The organism is Aquimarina hainanensis (assembly GCF_042684685.1).
Taxonomy (GTDB): Bacteria; Bacteroidota; Bacteroidia; order Flavobacteriales; family Flavobacteriaceae; genus Aquimarina; species Aquimarina hainanensis.
On record NZ_JBHULX010000003.1, the window covers coordinates 112,666 to 130,072 of the forward strand.

At 31.7% G+C, this 17,407-nt stretch carries 16 protein-coding genes; 13 read left to right on the forward strand and 3 right to left on the reverse strand.

Translation table 11 applies throughout. From position 1 onward, the window contains the following. Positions 1-150: 150 nt before the first annotated feature. The 3 genes from ACFSTE_RS04585 to ACFSTE_RS04595 form a co-directional block, all read right to left on the reverse strand. The gene (locus ACFSTE_RS04585; protein ID WP_176029605.1) at positions 151-705 is read right to left on the reverse strand and encodes a hypothetical protein; all 555 of its coding nucleotides are present in this window, start codon (positions 703-705) and stop codon (positions 151-153) included. Between the two features lie 189 nt (positions 706-894). Beyond that, positions 895-1,428 (reverse strand): helix-turn-helix domain-containing protein, encoded by a 534-nt coding sequence (locus ACFSTE_RS04590; protein ID WP_378255806.1) that lies wholly within the window; start codon positions 1,426-1,428, stop codon positions 895-897. A 94-nt stretch (positions 1,429-1,522) separates the two neighbouring features. Beyond that, positions 1,523-2,416: a 3-hydroxyacyl-CoA dehydrogenase gene (locus ACFSTE_RS04595; protein WP_378255804.1), complete on the reverse strand. Its 894-nt coding sequence runs from the start codon at positions 2,414-2,416 to the stop codon at positions 1,523-1,525. Between the two features lie 491 nt (positions 2,417-2,907). On the opposite strand from ACFSTE_RS04595, the gene ACFSTE_RS04600 reads away from it, so the two are divergent. The 13 genes from ACFSTE_RS04600 (at position 2,908) to ACFSTE_RS04660 (ending at position 17,154) form a co-directional block, all read left to right on the forward strand. After that, positions 2,908-4,677 carry a type VI secretion system Vgr family protein gene (locus ACFSTE_RS04600; RefSeq protein ID WP_378255802.1) on the forward strand — a complete coding sequence of 590 codons (1,770 nt, stop codon included), beginning with the start codon at positions 2,908-2,910 and terminating at the stop codon, positions 4,675-4,677. Positions 4,678-4,682: 5 nt separating this feature from the next. Beyond that, positions 4,683-5,471, forward strand: coding sequence for a hypothetical protein (locus ACFSTE_RS04605; protein ID WP_378255800.1), 789 nt, complete (start codon positions 4,683-4,685; stop codon positions 5,469-5,471). A gap of 2 nt (positions 5,472-5,473) precedes the next feature. After that, positions 5,474-5,917: a DUF4280 domain-containing protein gene (locus ACFSTE_RS04610; protein ID WP_176029610.1), complete on the forward strand. Its 444-nt coding sequence runs from the start codon at positions 5,474-5,476 to the stop codon at positions 5,915-5,917. Beyond that, positions 5,910-7,226 carry a hypothetical protein gene (locus tag ACFSTE_RS04615; protein ID WP_378255798.1) on the forward strand — a complete coding sequence of 439 codons (1,317 nt, stop codon included), beginning with the start codon at positions 5,910-5,912 and terminating at the stop codon, positions 7,224-7,226. The genes ACFSTE_RS04610 and ACFSTE_RS04615 overlap by 8 nt, the downstream gene beginning before the upstream one ends. Beyond that, entirely contained in the window at positions 7,223-7,750 is a 528-nt protein-coding gene (locus ACFSTE_RS04620; RefSeq protein ID WP_378255796.1) for a hypothetical protein, read from the forward strand. Before ACFSTE_RS04615 ends, ACFSTE_RS04620 begins: the two co-directional genes overlap by 4 nt. Further along, positions 7,747-8,337: a CHAP domain-containing protein gene (locus tag ACFSTE_RS04625; RefSeq protein ID WP_176029613.1), complete on the forward strand. Its 591-nt coding sequence runs from the start codon at positions 7,747-7,749 to the stop codon at positions 8,335-8,337. The genes ACFSTE_RS04620 and ACFSTE_RS04625 overlap by 4 nt, the downstream gene beginning before the upstream one ends. Before the next feature lie 32 nt (positions 8,338-8,369). After that, complete coding sequence (locus tag ACFSTE_RS04630) at positions 8,370-10,607, forward strand: M23 family metallopeptidase (protein ID WP_378255794.1); 2,238 nt, start codon at positions 8,370-8,372, stop codon at positions 10,605-10,607. A gap of 2 nt (positions 10,608-10,609) precedes the next feature. Next, positions 10,610-11,236, forward strand: a complete 627-nt coding sequence (locus ACFSTE_RS04635) for a hypothetical protein (RefSeq protein ID WP_378255792.1) — start codon at positions 10,610-10,612, stop codon at positions 11,234-11,236. A 180-nt stretch (positions 11,237-11,416) separates the two neighbouring features. Next, on the forward strand, positions 11,417-12,451 hold the full coding sequence (locus ACFSTE_RS04640; RefSeq protein WP_378255790.1) for a hypothetical protein: 1,035 nt from the start codon (positions 11,417-11,419) through the stop codon (positions 12,449-12,451). Next, positions 12,448-13,515 (forward strand): hypothetical protein, encoded by a 1,068-nt coding sequence (locus ACFSTE_RS04645; protein ID WP_378255788.1) that lies wholly within the window; start codon positions 12,448-12,450, stop codon positions 13,513-13,515. Before ACFSTE_RS04640 ends, ACFSTE_RS04645 begins: the two co-directional genes overlap by 4 nt. A gap of 353 nt (positions 13,516-13,868) precedes the next feature. Continuing rightward, on the forward strand, positions 13,869-14,402 hold the full coding sequence (locus tag ACFSTE_RS04650; protein WP_378255786.1) for a hypothetical protein: 534 nt from the start codon (positions 13,869-13,871) through the stop codon (positions 14,400-14,402). A 10-nt stretch (positions 14,403-14,412) separates the two neighbouring features. Further along, positions 14,413-15,045, forward strand: coding sequence for a hypothetical protein (locus ACFSTE_RS04655; protein WP_378255784.1), 633 nt, complete (start codon positions 14,413-14,415; stop codon positions 15,043-15,045). 9 nt (positions 15,046-15,054) lie between these two features. Continuing rightward, complete coding sequence (locus tag ACFSTE_RS04660) at positions 15,055-17,154, forward strand: right-handed parallel beta-helix repeat-containing protein (RefSeq protein ID WP_378255782.1); 2,100 nt, start codon at positions 15,055-15,057, stop codon at positions 17,152-17,154. Positions 17,155-17,407: the final 253 nt, after the last annotated feature.

Consider the following 17,407-nt stretch of genomic DNA (forward strand, 5'->3'; position numbering starts at 1 on the left):
ATGAATTATACTGTACGGTATACTATGTTCTTATCAAATAAAATGTTACGTTATTTTTTCTTTTTTATATAAAATTAGTTTGTTATCAGGTAATTATGTTGTGGATACTCCGATACTTGTGTTGAAATATTTTGTAGCAGTTTTCTTACATCATGAGATTTTAAAAGAGTCTTTTTTTAACAAAATCATACTGAATCCTATTAAAGTTAATAAATATCCGGAGACAAGTCTAAAAGGTAATGGGATAATATGCCATAATATAAGTGTGGCGATTACAATAATAAGAACGGCTATTTTCTCTTTTTTTAGATAGAGTAAGCTTAGGATCAGTAATCCGAGATTAAAGACCTTAGAACTAGGACCAATTGTTATAAATGGTTTCCATATAGATGGAACGTTGGTAATGTGATTGGTGAATTCGGCTCGGGCTTCATCATTAGGGAAACTCCACCAAATAAAATCCAGTACACACATTCCAATAATACAGGTAATTCCAATAAGCGTTAGAGGAATTCCAATGTAGCTAACCTTTTTTTTAGGAAAAGATACCACTTGTGGAATTAGAAAAACGGCTCCGATAAGTAAAAACCAATGGGCAAAATCAATAGGTTCCTGATTATATACAAAATCATTTCCTTGTGCCAGTATGATTTGACCAACCAGAAAAAGAACGAGTCCGAGAATAAAAAATATTTTATAAGCCATGTTGGTGCAGTTTTTTAAGGTGTAAGATGTAGTAAACTAGTTAGTTGTGTTCCTGTTGGTTTGATGTTGTATATTATATAGGATTCCTTTTGGCGTAATATGTTACAGTTTTTTTCAACTTTTCTATATACTAAAGGAGCACCTTGATAAGCAAACGGTACAATGTACCAACAATAATTGCAACATGGCTTATATAAGACTGAAATTTAAACTGATGTATAATTTTTTATTTCTGTCTAATGAGATGGTATTTCTAATGATAATAAATATGTTGGTAAGTACCGAAATAAGCATAGATATCAGTATCAACTGTCGGGTGAGACCAAACCATTTACTTATAAAAGGGCTTAGCCCGATACAGACAATAGCAATGATGGTATAAAGAATCTGAATGGAAATAATCTGTTTAGTTACTTTATTCTCTTGTTTTAGGTATTTTATAAGAATCCAGGGAAGAAGTATATTTATGGGAGGAAATATTACTCCAAGTAAGGAGGAAAGATTAATTCTTTTAACTGTTTCGTAATTTATGACTTCAGCTTCATGTTCTAGTAAATTACTTTCTGAAATTTCTAATGTCTGAGCTAATATTCGCAAGGTATGTCCTTTGGGAACAGTTCCTTTCTCGATCCGTTGGATAGTTCTGACAGATACATTTGCTTTTTCAGCCAATTCCTCTTGTGTAAGATTTCGTTTTTTTCTGTATTTCAAAAGGGGATTCAAATCATAAGGTTTTATATCGTTTGGTATACGATGGTTTATATGGATATCATAGTTTATGGAAGCTTACCCATTACAGGTGTTGAACGGTATGCTTTTATTCCATAAAGTCAGCTTGTTCATAAGCAGGGTCAGGGTAGGTATAAAATCCTTTTCCGTTGTGAGTTCCTAATTTTTCCTGATCTATAAAGTTCTCTTTAAGCACTTTTGCTACTTTTTGAGCATGTTTATCTCCTGTTCGTGCAGCGATCTTATTGATGTTATATATAGTATTAATACCGATTACATCACAGATACCGAAGGGACCCATTGAAGTATCAGTAGCTTTCATCCATGTCTTATCAATGGTTGCAGGATCAGCTATCTCATCGACATATAGTGCTAAGGCGCTTTTAAGAAAAGGAACCAATAAAGAATTAAGAATATATCCCGATTGCTCTTTGTAGATAGGAAGGGTAATCATGCCTATTGCTTTGGCAAATGAAATAACTGTATCAAAAATATTTTGATCCGTAGTTTCATGTCCCATGATTTCTGCAGTATTGCGTTTCCAGATCATATTAGCGAAGTGAAGGGCGAGAAAGCGTTCAGGACGTCCTGTAGATTCTGCAAGAGCACTGGGAAGTAAGGTTGATGAATTTGTACAAAAAATACTTTTTGCTGGAGCTACCTCTCCTAATTGAGTATAAAATTCTTTCTTAAGACCAATATCTTCAGGGATTGCTTCTATAATGAGGTCTGCATTTTTAGTTGCTTCTTTAAGATTGGTTGTGCCTTTTATTCGGGTAATAGATTGTTCTATTTCTTGCTGAGTAGCATTTAGATCCGTCTTATATGATTTTCCCAATACCTTGAACCTGGTAGTTGCTCTTTTTATTATTTTTTCATTAATGTCATACAGTGTAACATTAAATTTATAAAAAGCAATTTGAAAAGCAATTTGTCCTCCCAGAACACCCGCTCCACAAACAGTTATATTCTTAATTTGCATTTAGGTCGTTTTAGTATTAATATCAGTAAGAACCGATGTTAGATTGGTAAGATTCTAAAATATAAAATTTTTCATTGTTATCATCATAACAATTGTATTTTAGAAATAAGTTTAGCTAATACCTCTATTTCATTTAACAGATTATGACAATTACTAAAGGAAAGTAACCTGCTGTTTTTATATAAGACCTTGTATGAGTGGTTAATAGGTGGTGAATGTAACCTTGAGATAAGCCCCGAAGCATGTAACCTTGATTATCGAGGGAAAAGATAGAAAAAAGGGGAAAAATCCCGATTGACAAGCTGTAAATAACTGATAACTTTGTAGTACCTTTTTGAAAATAAGGAGGAGAATACTCATTTTTTTAGCATAGCGTCTAAACCACTTCGGAAGATACATTATATAAAAAATGATTTGTAATTCCGGCGAATAGTATCCCTGGAGTATATAGCATTCAGTGATCGAGTAATTATTGATATAACTAAAAAAATATGGCTACACTTACCACAACTGATATCTCTATAGGGGGTAGCATTATTACTTCCTATAAGGAATTAACAATTCATCAATCACTAGGGGCGCATCATCAGCTCACTCTCTCATGTAGAACAGATGTATTAGAACAACTCTCAGAAGAACTTATTGGAGGGAGTAAGGATTTTCTAGGAGAAGTGATTACAGTTCGTATTGCAGCATCAGAAAATTATCGCCGGTATAGAGAATTTCTTTTTAAAGGGGTAATCACAAGAGTAGAAACCCTAAAACAACACCACCAATCTGGCAATCATATATCCCTTACCGCCATGAGTACCTCGATTCTGGCAGAAGATGGACAACATACGACATCGTATTTAGAGCTGGGATTGACAGCGATTCTTGACACTACCTTTAGCGGTTATGATGTCGGTAAACTCGAAACGGCGTTTGCTCCCAGACAATCGGATACTGTTCATTATAGTGTGCAAAAAAATGAAAGTAACTTTGCTTATACTGCACGATTAGCAGCAACTACTAATAACTGGTTCTATTATGATGGGGTAAAGCTGGTTTTTGGAGAGCCTTCTAATGAAGAAACCCATTTGATTTACGGACAGGACTTAGCACATTTCGGGATCAGCTTAGAACCCTTACCCAATTCATTTAGTTATCAGACTTATGATTATCTAACAGGTGAATATTATCAAAAAAATAGCAGCGAATCTACGAATCTCCCTTCTGGGTATCACTCCCTGACCACTAATAAGGCTACTGCGCTTTATCCCAAAGTAACAAAACGATACCATCATCTATATACTGATGATCGATTACAACAACGATTTGACAATCAGGTAGAAAACCATAGTCATGCTATTACAGCCAGACAGGTAATTGCTAGTGGAGTAAGTGATAACCCGGGAGTACAATTAGGTAGGATTATCAATGTGGAAGGATATGGACGCTTTAGAGTTATTAGTCTTACCCATAACAATATAGAAGGAGGTAAATATAGAAATAGTTTTGAAGCTATTGCTGCGGATATTGATGTATATCCACTGATGAATATATTTGATATGCCAGCAAGTACGATCGAAATGGGAGAAGTAATTGACAATGTTGATCCACAGGGGTTAAGTAGAGTAAAGGTACGGTTCCCCTTTCAACAGCAAGGGAGTAGCACTCCATGGATTCCGGTAGTTACTCCTTATGCAGGAGCTGATAAAGGATTTCACTTTATTCCAGAAATTGGAGAAACTGTCGTATGCCAGTTTGAAAACAACTGTGCAGAACGCCCTTATGTAACAGGAAGTATCTATCATGGTCAGGCCCAACCTAACAGTTATCAGAGTGATGCTAATAATATCAAAGCCATCAGAACCCGTAGCGGTCATACCATCGAACTCAATGATACTAAAAACCGGGAGATGATTACTATAACAGACAAAAACAGTAATATGATCACTATTGATACAGCGAATAATAATATCGAGGTTTCTGCAATGGAGAAAATGACGTTGAATGCTAAAAATTTTGAATTAAATGTTCAAGAGAATGCTACATTCAATATTGGAAAAAACACAGAAATTCACACAACAGAAAACTTAGATGTTTCTTCAAAAAACACAAATGAAATAATAGAAGGAGAAAAACATACTCAGGTAGGAGGCGTTTTAACACAATTATCAGCAGAAACAGAGATACAAAGTGATGGAGATCTTACGATATCAGGGGGAGGATCAGCTTCTTTCAATGGAGGAAGTGATGTGAAAATCAGTAAAGGATAAAAGGTATGTCTAGGCGATTATTTGATTTTACAATAAAAGAATGGCAAGGCTCTTTTCCAGAAGAAGGCGAGTACAATTTTGTTTTTTCTGCTACCATTGATAAAGAAAGTAATTCGGGTACTACTAAAAAAATCAAAAGAGAATGTACCGTTTTTTGTGAATCAAATGATGATAATGGATTCTCTAGAACAGTAAAAATAAAAACAGCTACTCTTACTATAGAGGCAGGCTCAAAAACTTCTTCTACAAGTATCCTATTAAACAAGTTCTTTTCTATTTATAACAATAGTACATTAAAAGTAAAATTTGACGGAACAATTATTGGGATAGAAAATTATTTAAGAATCAAGGAAAATTGGGAAATACTAAAAGAAGAAGTCGAAGAAAATTATAAAGGAAGTAGTATAAGGCGATTTATTCGTTCTGTGGATAATAGATTAGAAACAGAAGAAAAAATGATAGTAGATATTTCTAGTTATGAGAATTTCGGATTGTTGTTTTATGGGATTTATGGAAAGTATGATAACCTATCTCCCGTTAATCGAAATATTAAATATCTAGGAATTAAAAAACTTTTTTCTATTCAAGAAGATAGTACGCTTACAGAAATTAATGATACCAGTATAATTATTACACTAAAAGGAAATATAAATACGACCAATGAGTTAACCTATTCAGGAGTATATCAAATAAATAATACGAGCCAATGGATAGAAAAAGCATCGATAACTACTACAGAGTTTTATAATGGGATAGAATTTTTTAGCGAATTTTATTTAGAACAAAAGAAATAGCTATGGCAGAAAAATATGTAATTGACGGGGCAAAGATTAAGTGCTCATTATGCACTAAGCCAGAAGGTAAGTTAATGGTGACTTCGAATCAAATTAAGTTACAAGACAAGCTATGGGCTACTGAGGCAGATAAAGGAAAACCAAATCTAATGTTCCAGGGCAACTGTACTAAATTCAGTAACAATCCTCCTCCTTGTGCAGGAGTAATTGCACCCATTCAATGGCAAAACACTGCTATGGGAATCACAGTTGATGGAAAAAAAGCATTGCTAGAAAGTTCTACCATAATGTGCGCTACAGGTGGTGTACCGATTACAATCGAGGATACTGCTCAAAAGGATACTCCAACAAATATTCCGCCACTGGCTCCATTGGAAGATGTAAAACTGGTCGTTGGAGTTGATGGTCCTTTTATTGTCGAAGAAAATAAAGAGGATAATGAGTAAAGAAGTAATAATTGGTAAAGAGTATGTTTTCAGTGTTGCAAAGTTCAATAAAGATCTAAGTAATGCAGACAAAGAAAAAGTAGAATGGGCTTGGAAAAAAGAAGGAGGAGAAATACAATACTTCGAAAAACAAGGGTATATAGATGATAAGGGAAATGTTTCAAAAAAAATATCATTTGATAAGAATCTGGCAGGAGAAAAAATATATATCATGCCTTTTTTAGAAGAGCCCGATCGATCGGTTAGTGTAATTGTCCAAGTACTGACACCCGTTTTAGCAAAAGAAATTATTATCATTACAGGAACAGAGAAAGAATCCGAAACATTTGGTAATAAACTGATGTTTATGGCGCAAACAGTAAGAGAAGTAAGAGTAAATTATTCTAATCAAAAATACCTTACTGTTTTATATTATCCGGATGATTACTCTAATGAGCAGATTGATGCATTTAAAAAAGCAATTTTAAGTTTCAATGATAAGACTGAAATTATAGAAATTGACACTCGTCAGAAAATGATTGATTATATTAATACCAAAACTATTGATGCAAGTAAAAATGACCGGGAACTTCCTAATGATAATAATGATCTTGTAAAGATTGATACGATTAAAATTTTCTCCCACGGTATGCCAAGTCGTTTTACGTTTGGGTTGGGGTGGCCTTTGGTACCCGTTGAAATAAACAATGTGGATCAGGAGTTTAATAAAACTCACGTTTCTTTATTACAAAAAGAAGCCTTTATTGCCGAAGCAAAATTATATTCGTTTGCCTGTCGATCAGGAAACAATAGTACACAACAGTCTTTTATCGGTCCTGGATACAATGTAGTATATTATCCTATAAACCCTAGATCTTTAGTAACTACAACTAAGTTTTTTGAAACCAGAACTGAAGCACAACGTTTTTTTGATAGTAAGAATTCTGGCATGATTAACAAGGCTATTAGGATAGAAACTGTTCCAACACCCTTTGAACAAGCAAAACCACAAGAAAGTTTAGCACAAGACATCGCCAATCATTTAGATATTAAAGTCTATACTTACCTTGTACGATCAAATTATAGTAATACTTGGAACGAAGGAGATGATCAAAAATATCGTGATCAATACGAACATTATGAAGATGAAGATGCTCATAATCCGATCAATCCAAAAGATTGGTATAGAGCATATAAATCAGGAGGTTGGGATGAGGTAATATGGAATCCAAAGGGAGCATATGGACCTGTTAAAGCGGGAGAAACACCAAAAGGATTACCCAGAAAACTATACTTATTTACAAAAAACTCAAAACCCGTACCTCAATGAAAAAGATAACATTAATATCATTTATAGGTTTAATTTTTTTGGTTCTATTATATTGGGGAGTATCTGTCTTTTTTACGAGTATTACCTTTTCTTCTCAAATGGAAGTATCAGGAGATCCTTCGGTATATGAAAAAATACAATATGAAAATTGCTCAAGAAAAAATCAGCAAAGTAAAGATCTAAAAATCAGGTTTTCCTATAAATATCCCCTTGTTCGTTTTAAAGGAAAACTAGAAGTGATTGACAGAAACGACACTATTAACAACCCCGAAGGAAAACTTTTGTTCTCAGGTAAATACAACAACAAAATTACGATTAAAAATCTTTGTTATTCAGTAGATGATGAGGCTAGTCTATATAAAGGACTAGAATTCAGATTTAGTGATAAAGAAACCGTTTGTTGGTTTTACGCAGATACTGGAGGTAAGGGGTATCCTTTTCTTCAATACGATGAAGTAGAAATAAAAATTGATTGGTTCTCTATACATCCAAGTAAGCCATACCAAATGACTCCAATAGAATGAAGTATAAATTATTGATAGTATTTGGTGTTTTGGTCTTGATCTTTTTGGGTATTAAGATGATTAAAAAAATTAACGTTAATACCAAATATCAGGTGGGGCAAGTGATCGACAGCCTACATAATGTAAAGGTGTATTATAATGGAGGAGTATCACATACTGATGGAAGAAACCTATCACCAGATGGATATAATTTGGGGATTAAGTACCAATGTGTAGAGTTTGTAAAAAGATATTATTATGAGCACTTAGATCATAAAATGCCCGATACCTATGGTAATGCCAAAGATTTTTTTGATGAAGCATTAGAGAACGGTACTTTAAACAAACAACGGAATTTATGGCAATATCATAATGGAGCTATTATAAAACCAAAAGCAAATGATATTATTGTTTTTAGTAGCAGTTTCTGGAATCCATATGGTCATGTAGCAATCATTGCAGAAGTAACCAAAGATAGTGTTACTATAATCCAACAAAACCCGGGACCTTTTGGAGAAAGTAGAGAGCAATTAGTGTTAAAGTATGAAGAAAAAAAATATTATATTGATAATGATCGTGTTTTAGGATGGTTGACATTGGATAGATAGAAAACATACCTGTTTATAAATGTATTATAGAAATGAGTCAAGAAGCAGAAAAAATAAGTAATTACGAGAGCGAAGCCGTCCAGAAAAATAAAGCTGCGATGAAATCTAAGTTTGCTGAACGGTATCAACGTATGCAGGACAGAAAAAATGATCGCGGTGTAGCCCCTAATTTTAATACGTTTGTGACCAATGCTGTAGAAAAGGTTGATTTAGAATATACAGGAAAGAATGAGGTTTTAAAAATACGGCTATTAGATCATAAAGGGGCAGAAATAAAATATGGAAAAGAAATCCATAACGATCAAGAATATACCTATGAAGTCACAAAACTTGATGAAAAGGATACGGATAATATAGAAAGAGATTTAAAAAAGGTACGATGGTGTTTTTGGATACCAGATATTAAGGGGTTCGATAGTAAACAGGCAAAACATTTAATAACTATAGCCAATAACCCTGAATCTAAAGCTGATTTTTTATCCGGAAATGATACAGCAAAAATGAATGCCATAAAACAGCATGGTATATTATATGCAAAAAAAGAGATTGTAGAAAAAAACGGTAAAAAAACAGCTCTACTCAAAGTGAAATTTTCTAAGTGGCTAGATGGTTATAAAATAAAAATGGAGGCATATCTTAGTGCCAAAAAAGGAAAAGGAGATACTGTAGCTACCAGACTGCTTACCGCCAACCCTGAAATAATCGCAGCCCATTGGCTCAATGCAGCAGGTAGAAAAATAACCTATACCGGATACCAACAAGAAGTATATTTATACCTCAAAACTTTGGGACTACAAGGCAAAACATTAGAAACACAAGTGTTTGATCAGGATATACACCCCAACCCTGTACCACGAATAGGCACAGACGATCAAGTAGAGTGGAAAAACAACAAGATAAAAATAGAAAGCCGTGAAGTCATCAAGCAGTTTAAAGTAGGTAACAAAAACAGATACAAAGAAGCCCAGCAAGACGAAGCTGTAGAAGAAAACCCTTTTATAGGATTATACGATTTTAAAAACAAAATAGGATATAACCTAGAGTTATATATACATATTGCCAATAGCGAAGCACTAGATATTGAAGGGGTAAAACCCAAATACGGGCAATTAAACCTAATCCCCGAAGAAAAGATCATTACCGCCTTTTTTGCCGAAACCGAAATCGAAAAAGTACAAGCTGATGCGCCAGAGGTAAAAGATAAAAAGACTGGTAAAAGTAAGTTACCTCCCAAAGCCAAAGTACCATATTACAAAAAAGTAAACGATGGTGTGATAGGACAAAAAATACAACTCGTAGCAGAATGTGCCAATCTTGAAGGAGAAGAAGTAGTGTTTAAGATATATGAAAAAGAACCGTTGTTAGTAGAAAAAGGAACAGCTCTACCTGTATTGCAAAATGATGCAGAAGTTACCGAAATTAAGGCGGTAGTAACAGATGGGTATGCGGTTGTGGATTTAGAATTAAGACAAAAAAGTGATGATGATTTTAAAAAATGGCTAGCCACTTTAAAAATTGATGGAAAACCAGAGGACAGAAAGAAAACACACTTTTGGGTTAAAACTCACGTAGAAGACGTAGAAATACCCATTAACAAAGAATTTTTGAAGCGAAGTGCTTTTCAGGTGATTAGTACTAACTGGCATGAACCGGTTGATGATCCACAGATTGCTATATATAATCAGCATGGTATTAAAAAGGCAAAAAGTAATACTTTTGGTTTGGGAAGAGGAAGGTTTCACTCTGGGTTAGACATATTTTCATTGGAAGGGTCAAATGTATATGCCTGTTTAGATGCAGAAGTTTTTGAAATACAAAAATGGGCAAGTAAAGACAAAAGTGGTTATGGACATAATATAACTCTGAAAGTAAAAAATCCACAAGAACTTAGAAACAGAAAGAGAGAATATAAAAAAGCATTTTCAACGGATTTAGATAAAAAATCTGGTTTTGATGAAAACTCAAAAACCTTTTTATTAAGATATGCTCATTTGGAAGATATTTTGGTGAAAAAAGGACAATTCGTAAAAGCAGGAGATATTATCGGTAAGTCTGGAGTTTCTGGTATTGCAATTGGGACTCACGACCCTCATTTACATTTTAATATTTACAGCTCGATAAAAGCTGAAAAATATCTGGTTAATCCTGCATATTATGTTTATTGGAAAGAAATAAACGATTTAACCGAAGCAGATAAAAAAATTCAAGAAGACAGAAAAAATGAAAAGTACAAGCCTAATCCTATTCCCAAACTTTCTAAATTAAAATGATAATGAAGTATTTATTTATTTGTTTATTTATTTATTTGTTCGTTGGGTGTAGCGAATTAAAAAATACTAATAAGCATAGTAAGCAAGAAAAGACTATTTCAGAAACTACAATTGTTACTCCTGATTCTTTAAATATAATAAAATCTAAGGCAGATTCTAAAACTGTCGATACTTTACAAATAGGATCTACATTTTTTAAATATGATGCTTTTGTTGGTTATAAATATATAACATCAGAGCCCTATGAATTTATAGAATTAAATAATGAAAAGAATTCTACTCAAATAATGATTTATTTAAATTCTAATAAATACTATGCGATTTTAGTGTCTGCTGAAGATAATGTAGAAAAATATGATTCGGATTGGGAAAAAATAAGTAAAACAGTTGTTGATATAGTTTCATACCAATCAAAATATGAGTTATGTTGGTATCTTTATGATGGAAATACCCCTCCCGCTGGTAGATTTGGAATAGGAATAAAAACTAATGAAACTTCAAAATTAAATGAATATTCTAATTGCCAGTTATATAAAAAATATAAAGTTTTTGATGTAGATTATAAAAAAGGCAAGATTAAAGAGGTAAATACAAACGATTTTACTTTTTGTTGCTCAGATGGGTACTAAATCTATTATTATGAAAAATGTCTTAGTCAGCTTATATATATACTCTTTTTTACTCCTTTTAGGTTGTAACAGTAAAGTTGTCAATAAGCTGATGCGCCAGAGATAAAAGATAAAAAGACTGATAAAAGTAAGTTACCTCCCAAAGCCAAAGTACCATACTACAAAAAAATAAACGATGGTGTGATAGGACAAAAAATACAACTCGTAGCAGAATGTGCCAATCTTGAAGGAAAAGAAGTAGTGTTTAAGATATATGAAAAAGAACCGTTGTTAGTTACTAAAGACAAAGAGTTATCAGTACTACAAAACGGTACAGAAGTAACTGAGATCAAAGCTACAGTAACGGATGGATATGCCGTGACAGAGGTAGAATTGCAAAAGGTAAATCAGGGTAAATATAAAGATTGGGATAAAATACTAGATCCCGATACAGGGGATTTGAAAACCACCTACCTTTTTATAAAAGTAAGTTGTGAAGGTGCAGAATTACCTATTGTAGATAAACGTTTTTTGAATAGAAATGGTAGGGAGTTTAAGTTAAGAACAGCAACTCATTTATATGAAATATGTAGTAATGGTCAAATCACAAAATACCATAGAAATGAAGCCGGTAAAGGACGATATTATTATATAGATAACTCAGATACTAAACATTTTTTAGGGCGATATATTTATAAGAAGATTAAAAGTAAATATTATTATAAGAGTAAAAAATATGGAGATAAGTATGTCAATCTAGTTGATTTTAGAAATGTTAAAAACTATCACAATGGGAATATTAAATTTAAAGTTACTTTAAACACAGAAAGACCATATTTAAATGAAATCACCCTTGCAAGTGTTTTTGGAGCAATGCTTGAGTGTGGATATGATGATTTTACTTATAATGGTTTTAGTCTTAAAGATGGAGCCCCTGGAATTAGTAAAAGCCATAAAAATGATTATAATGGGGATTTTAGATATTTAAGAAAAGATAAAAGTGGAAAAAATGTATACCTTAATAAATCAAGTGAGAAAGGAGATCCATGTGGTTGGAAAGGAATGGACGAAGTAAGACAAAATAAATTTAATGATGCTTTGTACAAATTTGGATGGAAAGATATGCTCTCTTGGAAATACAATAATAAACTACTTAAACACTGTAAACATTATAAAAACCATCATCATCATTTGCATGTACAAGATTATAAACCCAACTTAACTATTAAAAAATGAAGAACTTTTTTATAATCATATTAATAGTATTTAATGGCTGTAAAGAAAAAAATAGAGTTACAGCAGATAACATTATAACTGAAAATTATTCCGATTCTTCGAATAAGGAACTTGAAAAAGAAATAGACCAAACAAAATTCATTGATACATTATATGTTACTGCAAAAAATGGTTTGATTATTAGAGATAAACCTATTATAGAAGGAGTGGAATTAGGTGTTTTACCTTATGGTAAGGAAGTGTATGTTCTTAGTAAAGAAGGAAAAAAAAAATCTATTAATGATAATGGTAAAAGGATTTTAGGAAAATTTATTCCAATCTACGAATATGTCTCTGATGATACAAGTTCAACAAATAGAAAAGTATATGTATTTGATGGATTTCTTGGAGAAATAAAAGATATTAAACTTGATAATTCCATGCTGTGTGACACCAATTTCTATAGCTATAATGGAATTAGTTACGAAGAGAAATGCGTTAAAAATTCTGATCTTGAGTTAGAAGTTCTGATTAAAAATAGTGATGACAACACACACACATTTAATTTACTTGATAGCACAGTTATAAAGAAAGTGAATGGTGTATTGAAGATTCCAATAGACGGTACAAAAAAATACGTCACTTTTGTAGACAATAATGTAGACAATGATGGTTTTAGAGAATATACATATTACAGTTTCTCTAAATCCCTAAAAAGGCATATTGTCCTTGTTACCTATTATGAAGGCGGAGAATTCTTTTTGGTAAACCCTGAAAATAGTGAAGAAAAAATAAAGTTTATTGGATATCCTTTTGTATCAACTAAAAATCGAAGTATCGTGACTTTTAATGCAAATCCTTATGAAAATAGTGGTGATTTAGAAATATTTAAAATTACTGATGATAAAAATATAGTAAAAGTTTTTTCTGGTAGTTTTAAGAATTGGATGCCAGTTGATCAAGGAAATATTGAATGGATTAAAGATAACAGTATAATTATTAAAGTTTCACATTCAAAAGTGTTTTGGGATGCATCAGGAGATATTAATACAAAAAATATTCAGTCGATTAAGATTTCTTGGTAATAGAAAATACTTAGGTATTTTTTTGCCGAAACCGAAACAGAAAAAGTACAAGCTGATGCGCCAAAGGTAAAAGATAAAAAGACTGGTAAAAGTAAGATACCTCCCAAAGCCAAAGTACTATACTACAAAAAAATAAACGATGGCGTAATAGTTCCAAAAATACAACTCGTAGCAGAATGTGCCAATTTTGAAGGAAAAGAAGTAGTTTTTAAGATTTTTGAAAAAGAACCGTTGTTAGTTATTAAATACAAAGAGTTATTAGTACTACAAAACGGTACAGAAATAACTGAAATCAAAGCTACAGTAACAGATGGGGATACGCTTGCGTGGACGGAAAAATAAAAATGCACAGAATGACAAAAAAATCGGCTGGTTTTAAAATAAAGTTGGTAGGTAAGTATAAGGGAGAGCATATTCGTTTTAATTATATCCATTTAATGCAGTTTGAGAAAACTAGATTTAGATTTTACAATCAAAATAGTAACGGAAAACTTGGAGATCATGGATGGTTAAATTATAATGATTTTGCTACGACAAAACAATTTACAGATCCAAAGAAAAAGGAAACCTATACCATACACTATGACAATGGAATCTTAAAAATTGATCAAAATGAAATTGACGTAGAGTTAGCATTAAATATTAAGAATGAATACGATCTTAATATCAAAACTTTAAAAGTAAAAAAAGGTCAAATTATTGGGTATACAGGTTCTACGGGAAATTCTTATCAGGGTAAAAAAGCTAATCACCTACATTTTAACACCTATATTAATTACAAAAGTGTACTGCCTTATGAGGAATTTAAAGAATATTTTAATTTAGATATCTCAGGAACTGAGACAAGCAAAAAACAAGATGGGGTTACCCCAAGTAGTAAATGGTAACAGTTGAATTATGAGAACGTATTATATATTATATATCGTATTTATTTTTCTTGCAAGTAGTTGTAAAAAAGATAAAAAACAAGCATTAAAGAATGTATCCGAATCGGTAAAGGTTGATTCAACGATCTCTCAGATACAGGAACTGCAAAAAACTAAATCCTTAAAAGAAAAGCTAGTAGGGCAAAATTGTAAAGATGCACATGATTTAGCAAGGGTTGAGGGACATTATATAACTGGAGGTTTTTTAATTGGAAGTACTTTCAATGAAGAGCATATTGTGGATGGAAAGACGTTTAGTATTACTGGAATCAGAGGTAAAAAAGGAGAAAAAAAAAATCACAGTACATATTTAATGTTAAAACAATCTTATGAAGATGAAAGTTCCTCTTGTAAAATTGTTGATATCTTAGAGGTAGAAAAAGCTACTGATATATTTAAGAAGTATCCCGATAAGGATATCGATATTTTTTCAGATGTTTTACTCAATGGTAATAGAGCACCAGAATTACTTGCTTTAGCAGAATATGAGGAAACAGATATAATGACCAATGTGTATAAGGTTTGGCGTGCTAATCGTAAGACAGGTAAATTTGAAGAAGTAAAGGACATATCTGGTATTACAGTTGTTAATGAGGATTATTAAAAAAGTTAAATGAAATCATCCACTTTATTATTTCTTTTATTCCCTTTTTTGTTTCTTACAAGTTGCAAATCTGATAAACAACAATCACTTAGTCCCGAACCAGTTGAAAAGGATACTAAAAGGTCAGAAAAAAAATCCTATTACCAAAATGGTAAATTAAGAACGGTAGAAGTATTAAATGATGATAAAAGTCAAGTTATTGAAACTAAACTTTATGATTCAATCAATGGCAACTTGCTTACCGTTTTAACTCCTGCATCTGCAAAGACCAAGCTTAATGAATGGTATGAACAATATTTTAACCAAAATGATATTCTTCAAATAAAATATGGTGATTTGAATAATAATGGTATCGCAGAAGATGCAATTGTATTAGTAAATCGAGATGAGTCAAGTTATGTAGAGTGTTTTGTTTTTATCAAAAACAAAAATGGAGGTTTTATAAAAGAAGGGCAAAACTTTGATATTGCTATTCATCGTGATTCAATCTCTACGGAATTTTTAGAGCAAGGTTTCAAGTTAAATACGAAACATAGTTTTGAACACCAATGGGAACGTTCTGTTTCATTTAAAAGAGAAGGGCAAAAATGGTATTTGGATAAAGATGTATTTACCGATTATAAGGACAAAAATTATGTTTTTATGCCAAAAGAGATAATAGAATTAACTGATTTCAACCCCAAAAAGAATCTTCCAAAAGAACTAGGCATTAATCTTGAAAATGAAAACGAAGAACGTGAGGTGGTTGTGGTTTCTTCTGTTGAGGAGTTACTAGATGGTATTGATAACTATACTACAATATATTTAAGACCTGGAGAATACAATTTATCTACAGTAAATGATTATAAGAGAAGAACAACTGAAGAAGGAATTGTAGATAATCAAATTAGATCTATCGAAGAGCCTGTTGATGAAAATAGAAAGAGTAATAGTCAACTTTTTATTTATGATGTTAATAGCTTATCAATAATAGGTTTGGGCAAAGTAAAAGTTACTACAGACCAAGATCATGCTAGTGTTATAGAATTTCAAAACTGTTATAATATTCTATTAAAAAATATAGAGTCCTACCATAATGTAGAAGGATATACTTGTAGTGCTCCCGTAATTTCTTTTAATGAAAGTAAGGATTCTAAAGTAAGTTATTGCCTTCTAAATGGAAGCGGAGAGACAGGAATTGCATTATACGGTTCAAAAAGTATAGAGGTAGAAAACACAATAATGACTAACTGCTCTAGAGAGGGTATTTATCTTAAAAATTCTAATGATTGTTATTTCTATAATTGTAAAGTCATAGAAAACAATACTAAATCTGATGGTAATATCATCGATTCTCAAAGTAGTAATAATATAGTTTTCAAAAATTGTGTCTTTGCAAATAATAATTTGAAACAAGGTGCAGCTCTTGAAACGAGAAATGATACACTTGTTTTTGACAAATGTGTTTTTAAAAATAATATTTCAGGGATGTTTTTAAATATTAAAGATCGAGATCATGAATCCCCATCTCGAATGTTTATGGTACACTCAAAATATAGGGATACTACGGACTACAAAGAATACATAACAAAAATTAACGATTCTTTTTCCGTTTCCGTTAAGCAAAATGGAGAAAAAGTGAAGATTGTTGATAATGTAGTTATGTTAAAAAAAGAGCCTTTTGATCTAGAAATTTATCAACCTAAAGATTTATTAATTCGATTAAATATTTCTTCAAGTGATACTATATTTAATATTCTTAAATCAAACAAACATTTTAATCAGGTAGAAAGTTTAAAAGTTCCTATTTTACATTCGATGACAGTTGATTTTTCCGATCAAAACTCATTATATGTTAGTGAAGATGGTTTTATGAGTTTGTTTTATGATAATTCCGAAGAAAGTACATATTCCAAAAAAGCTATCTTTAATAATAACCATTATGTTTTGACTAAAATTGTTGATTCTTTTTATCCTAATGATAATTTGGATAAAAAACTGTCAATATCGGAAATAGATAAGGATTTATTTTTATCTTTTATTTATCTTATTAAGATATCTAAACAACCTAGTTATAAAGGTTATATTGAAGGTCAGCGATTTTTCTTAAATATAAAATGGATTAACTAGGGTGTCTTAACGCTGTAGACTAGTTTCAATAATCAAGACAATTAGAATAAAGAATTAAATGTGACACAACTCTTGAATGCATCACTTTGCTATTAAGTTACATTGTTGTCTTAGTGTGTTTTATACTTCAAAAGGACATTTTTTTAACACCCTAGTTTTACTATTTTCTATGATAGATCTTTAAATATGTTATTTTTAAGTTCATTATCAAATTTGTAGTGGTAGAAACAATGTATTTAACATGAAATTATGT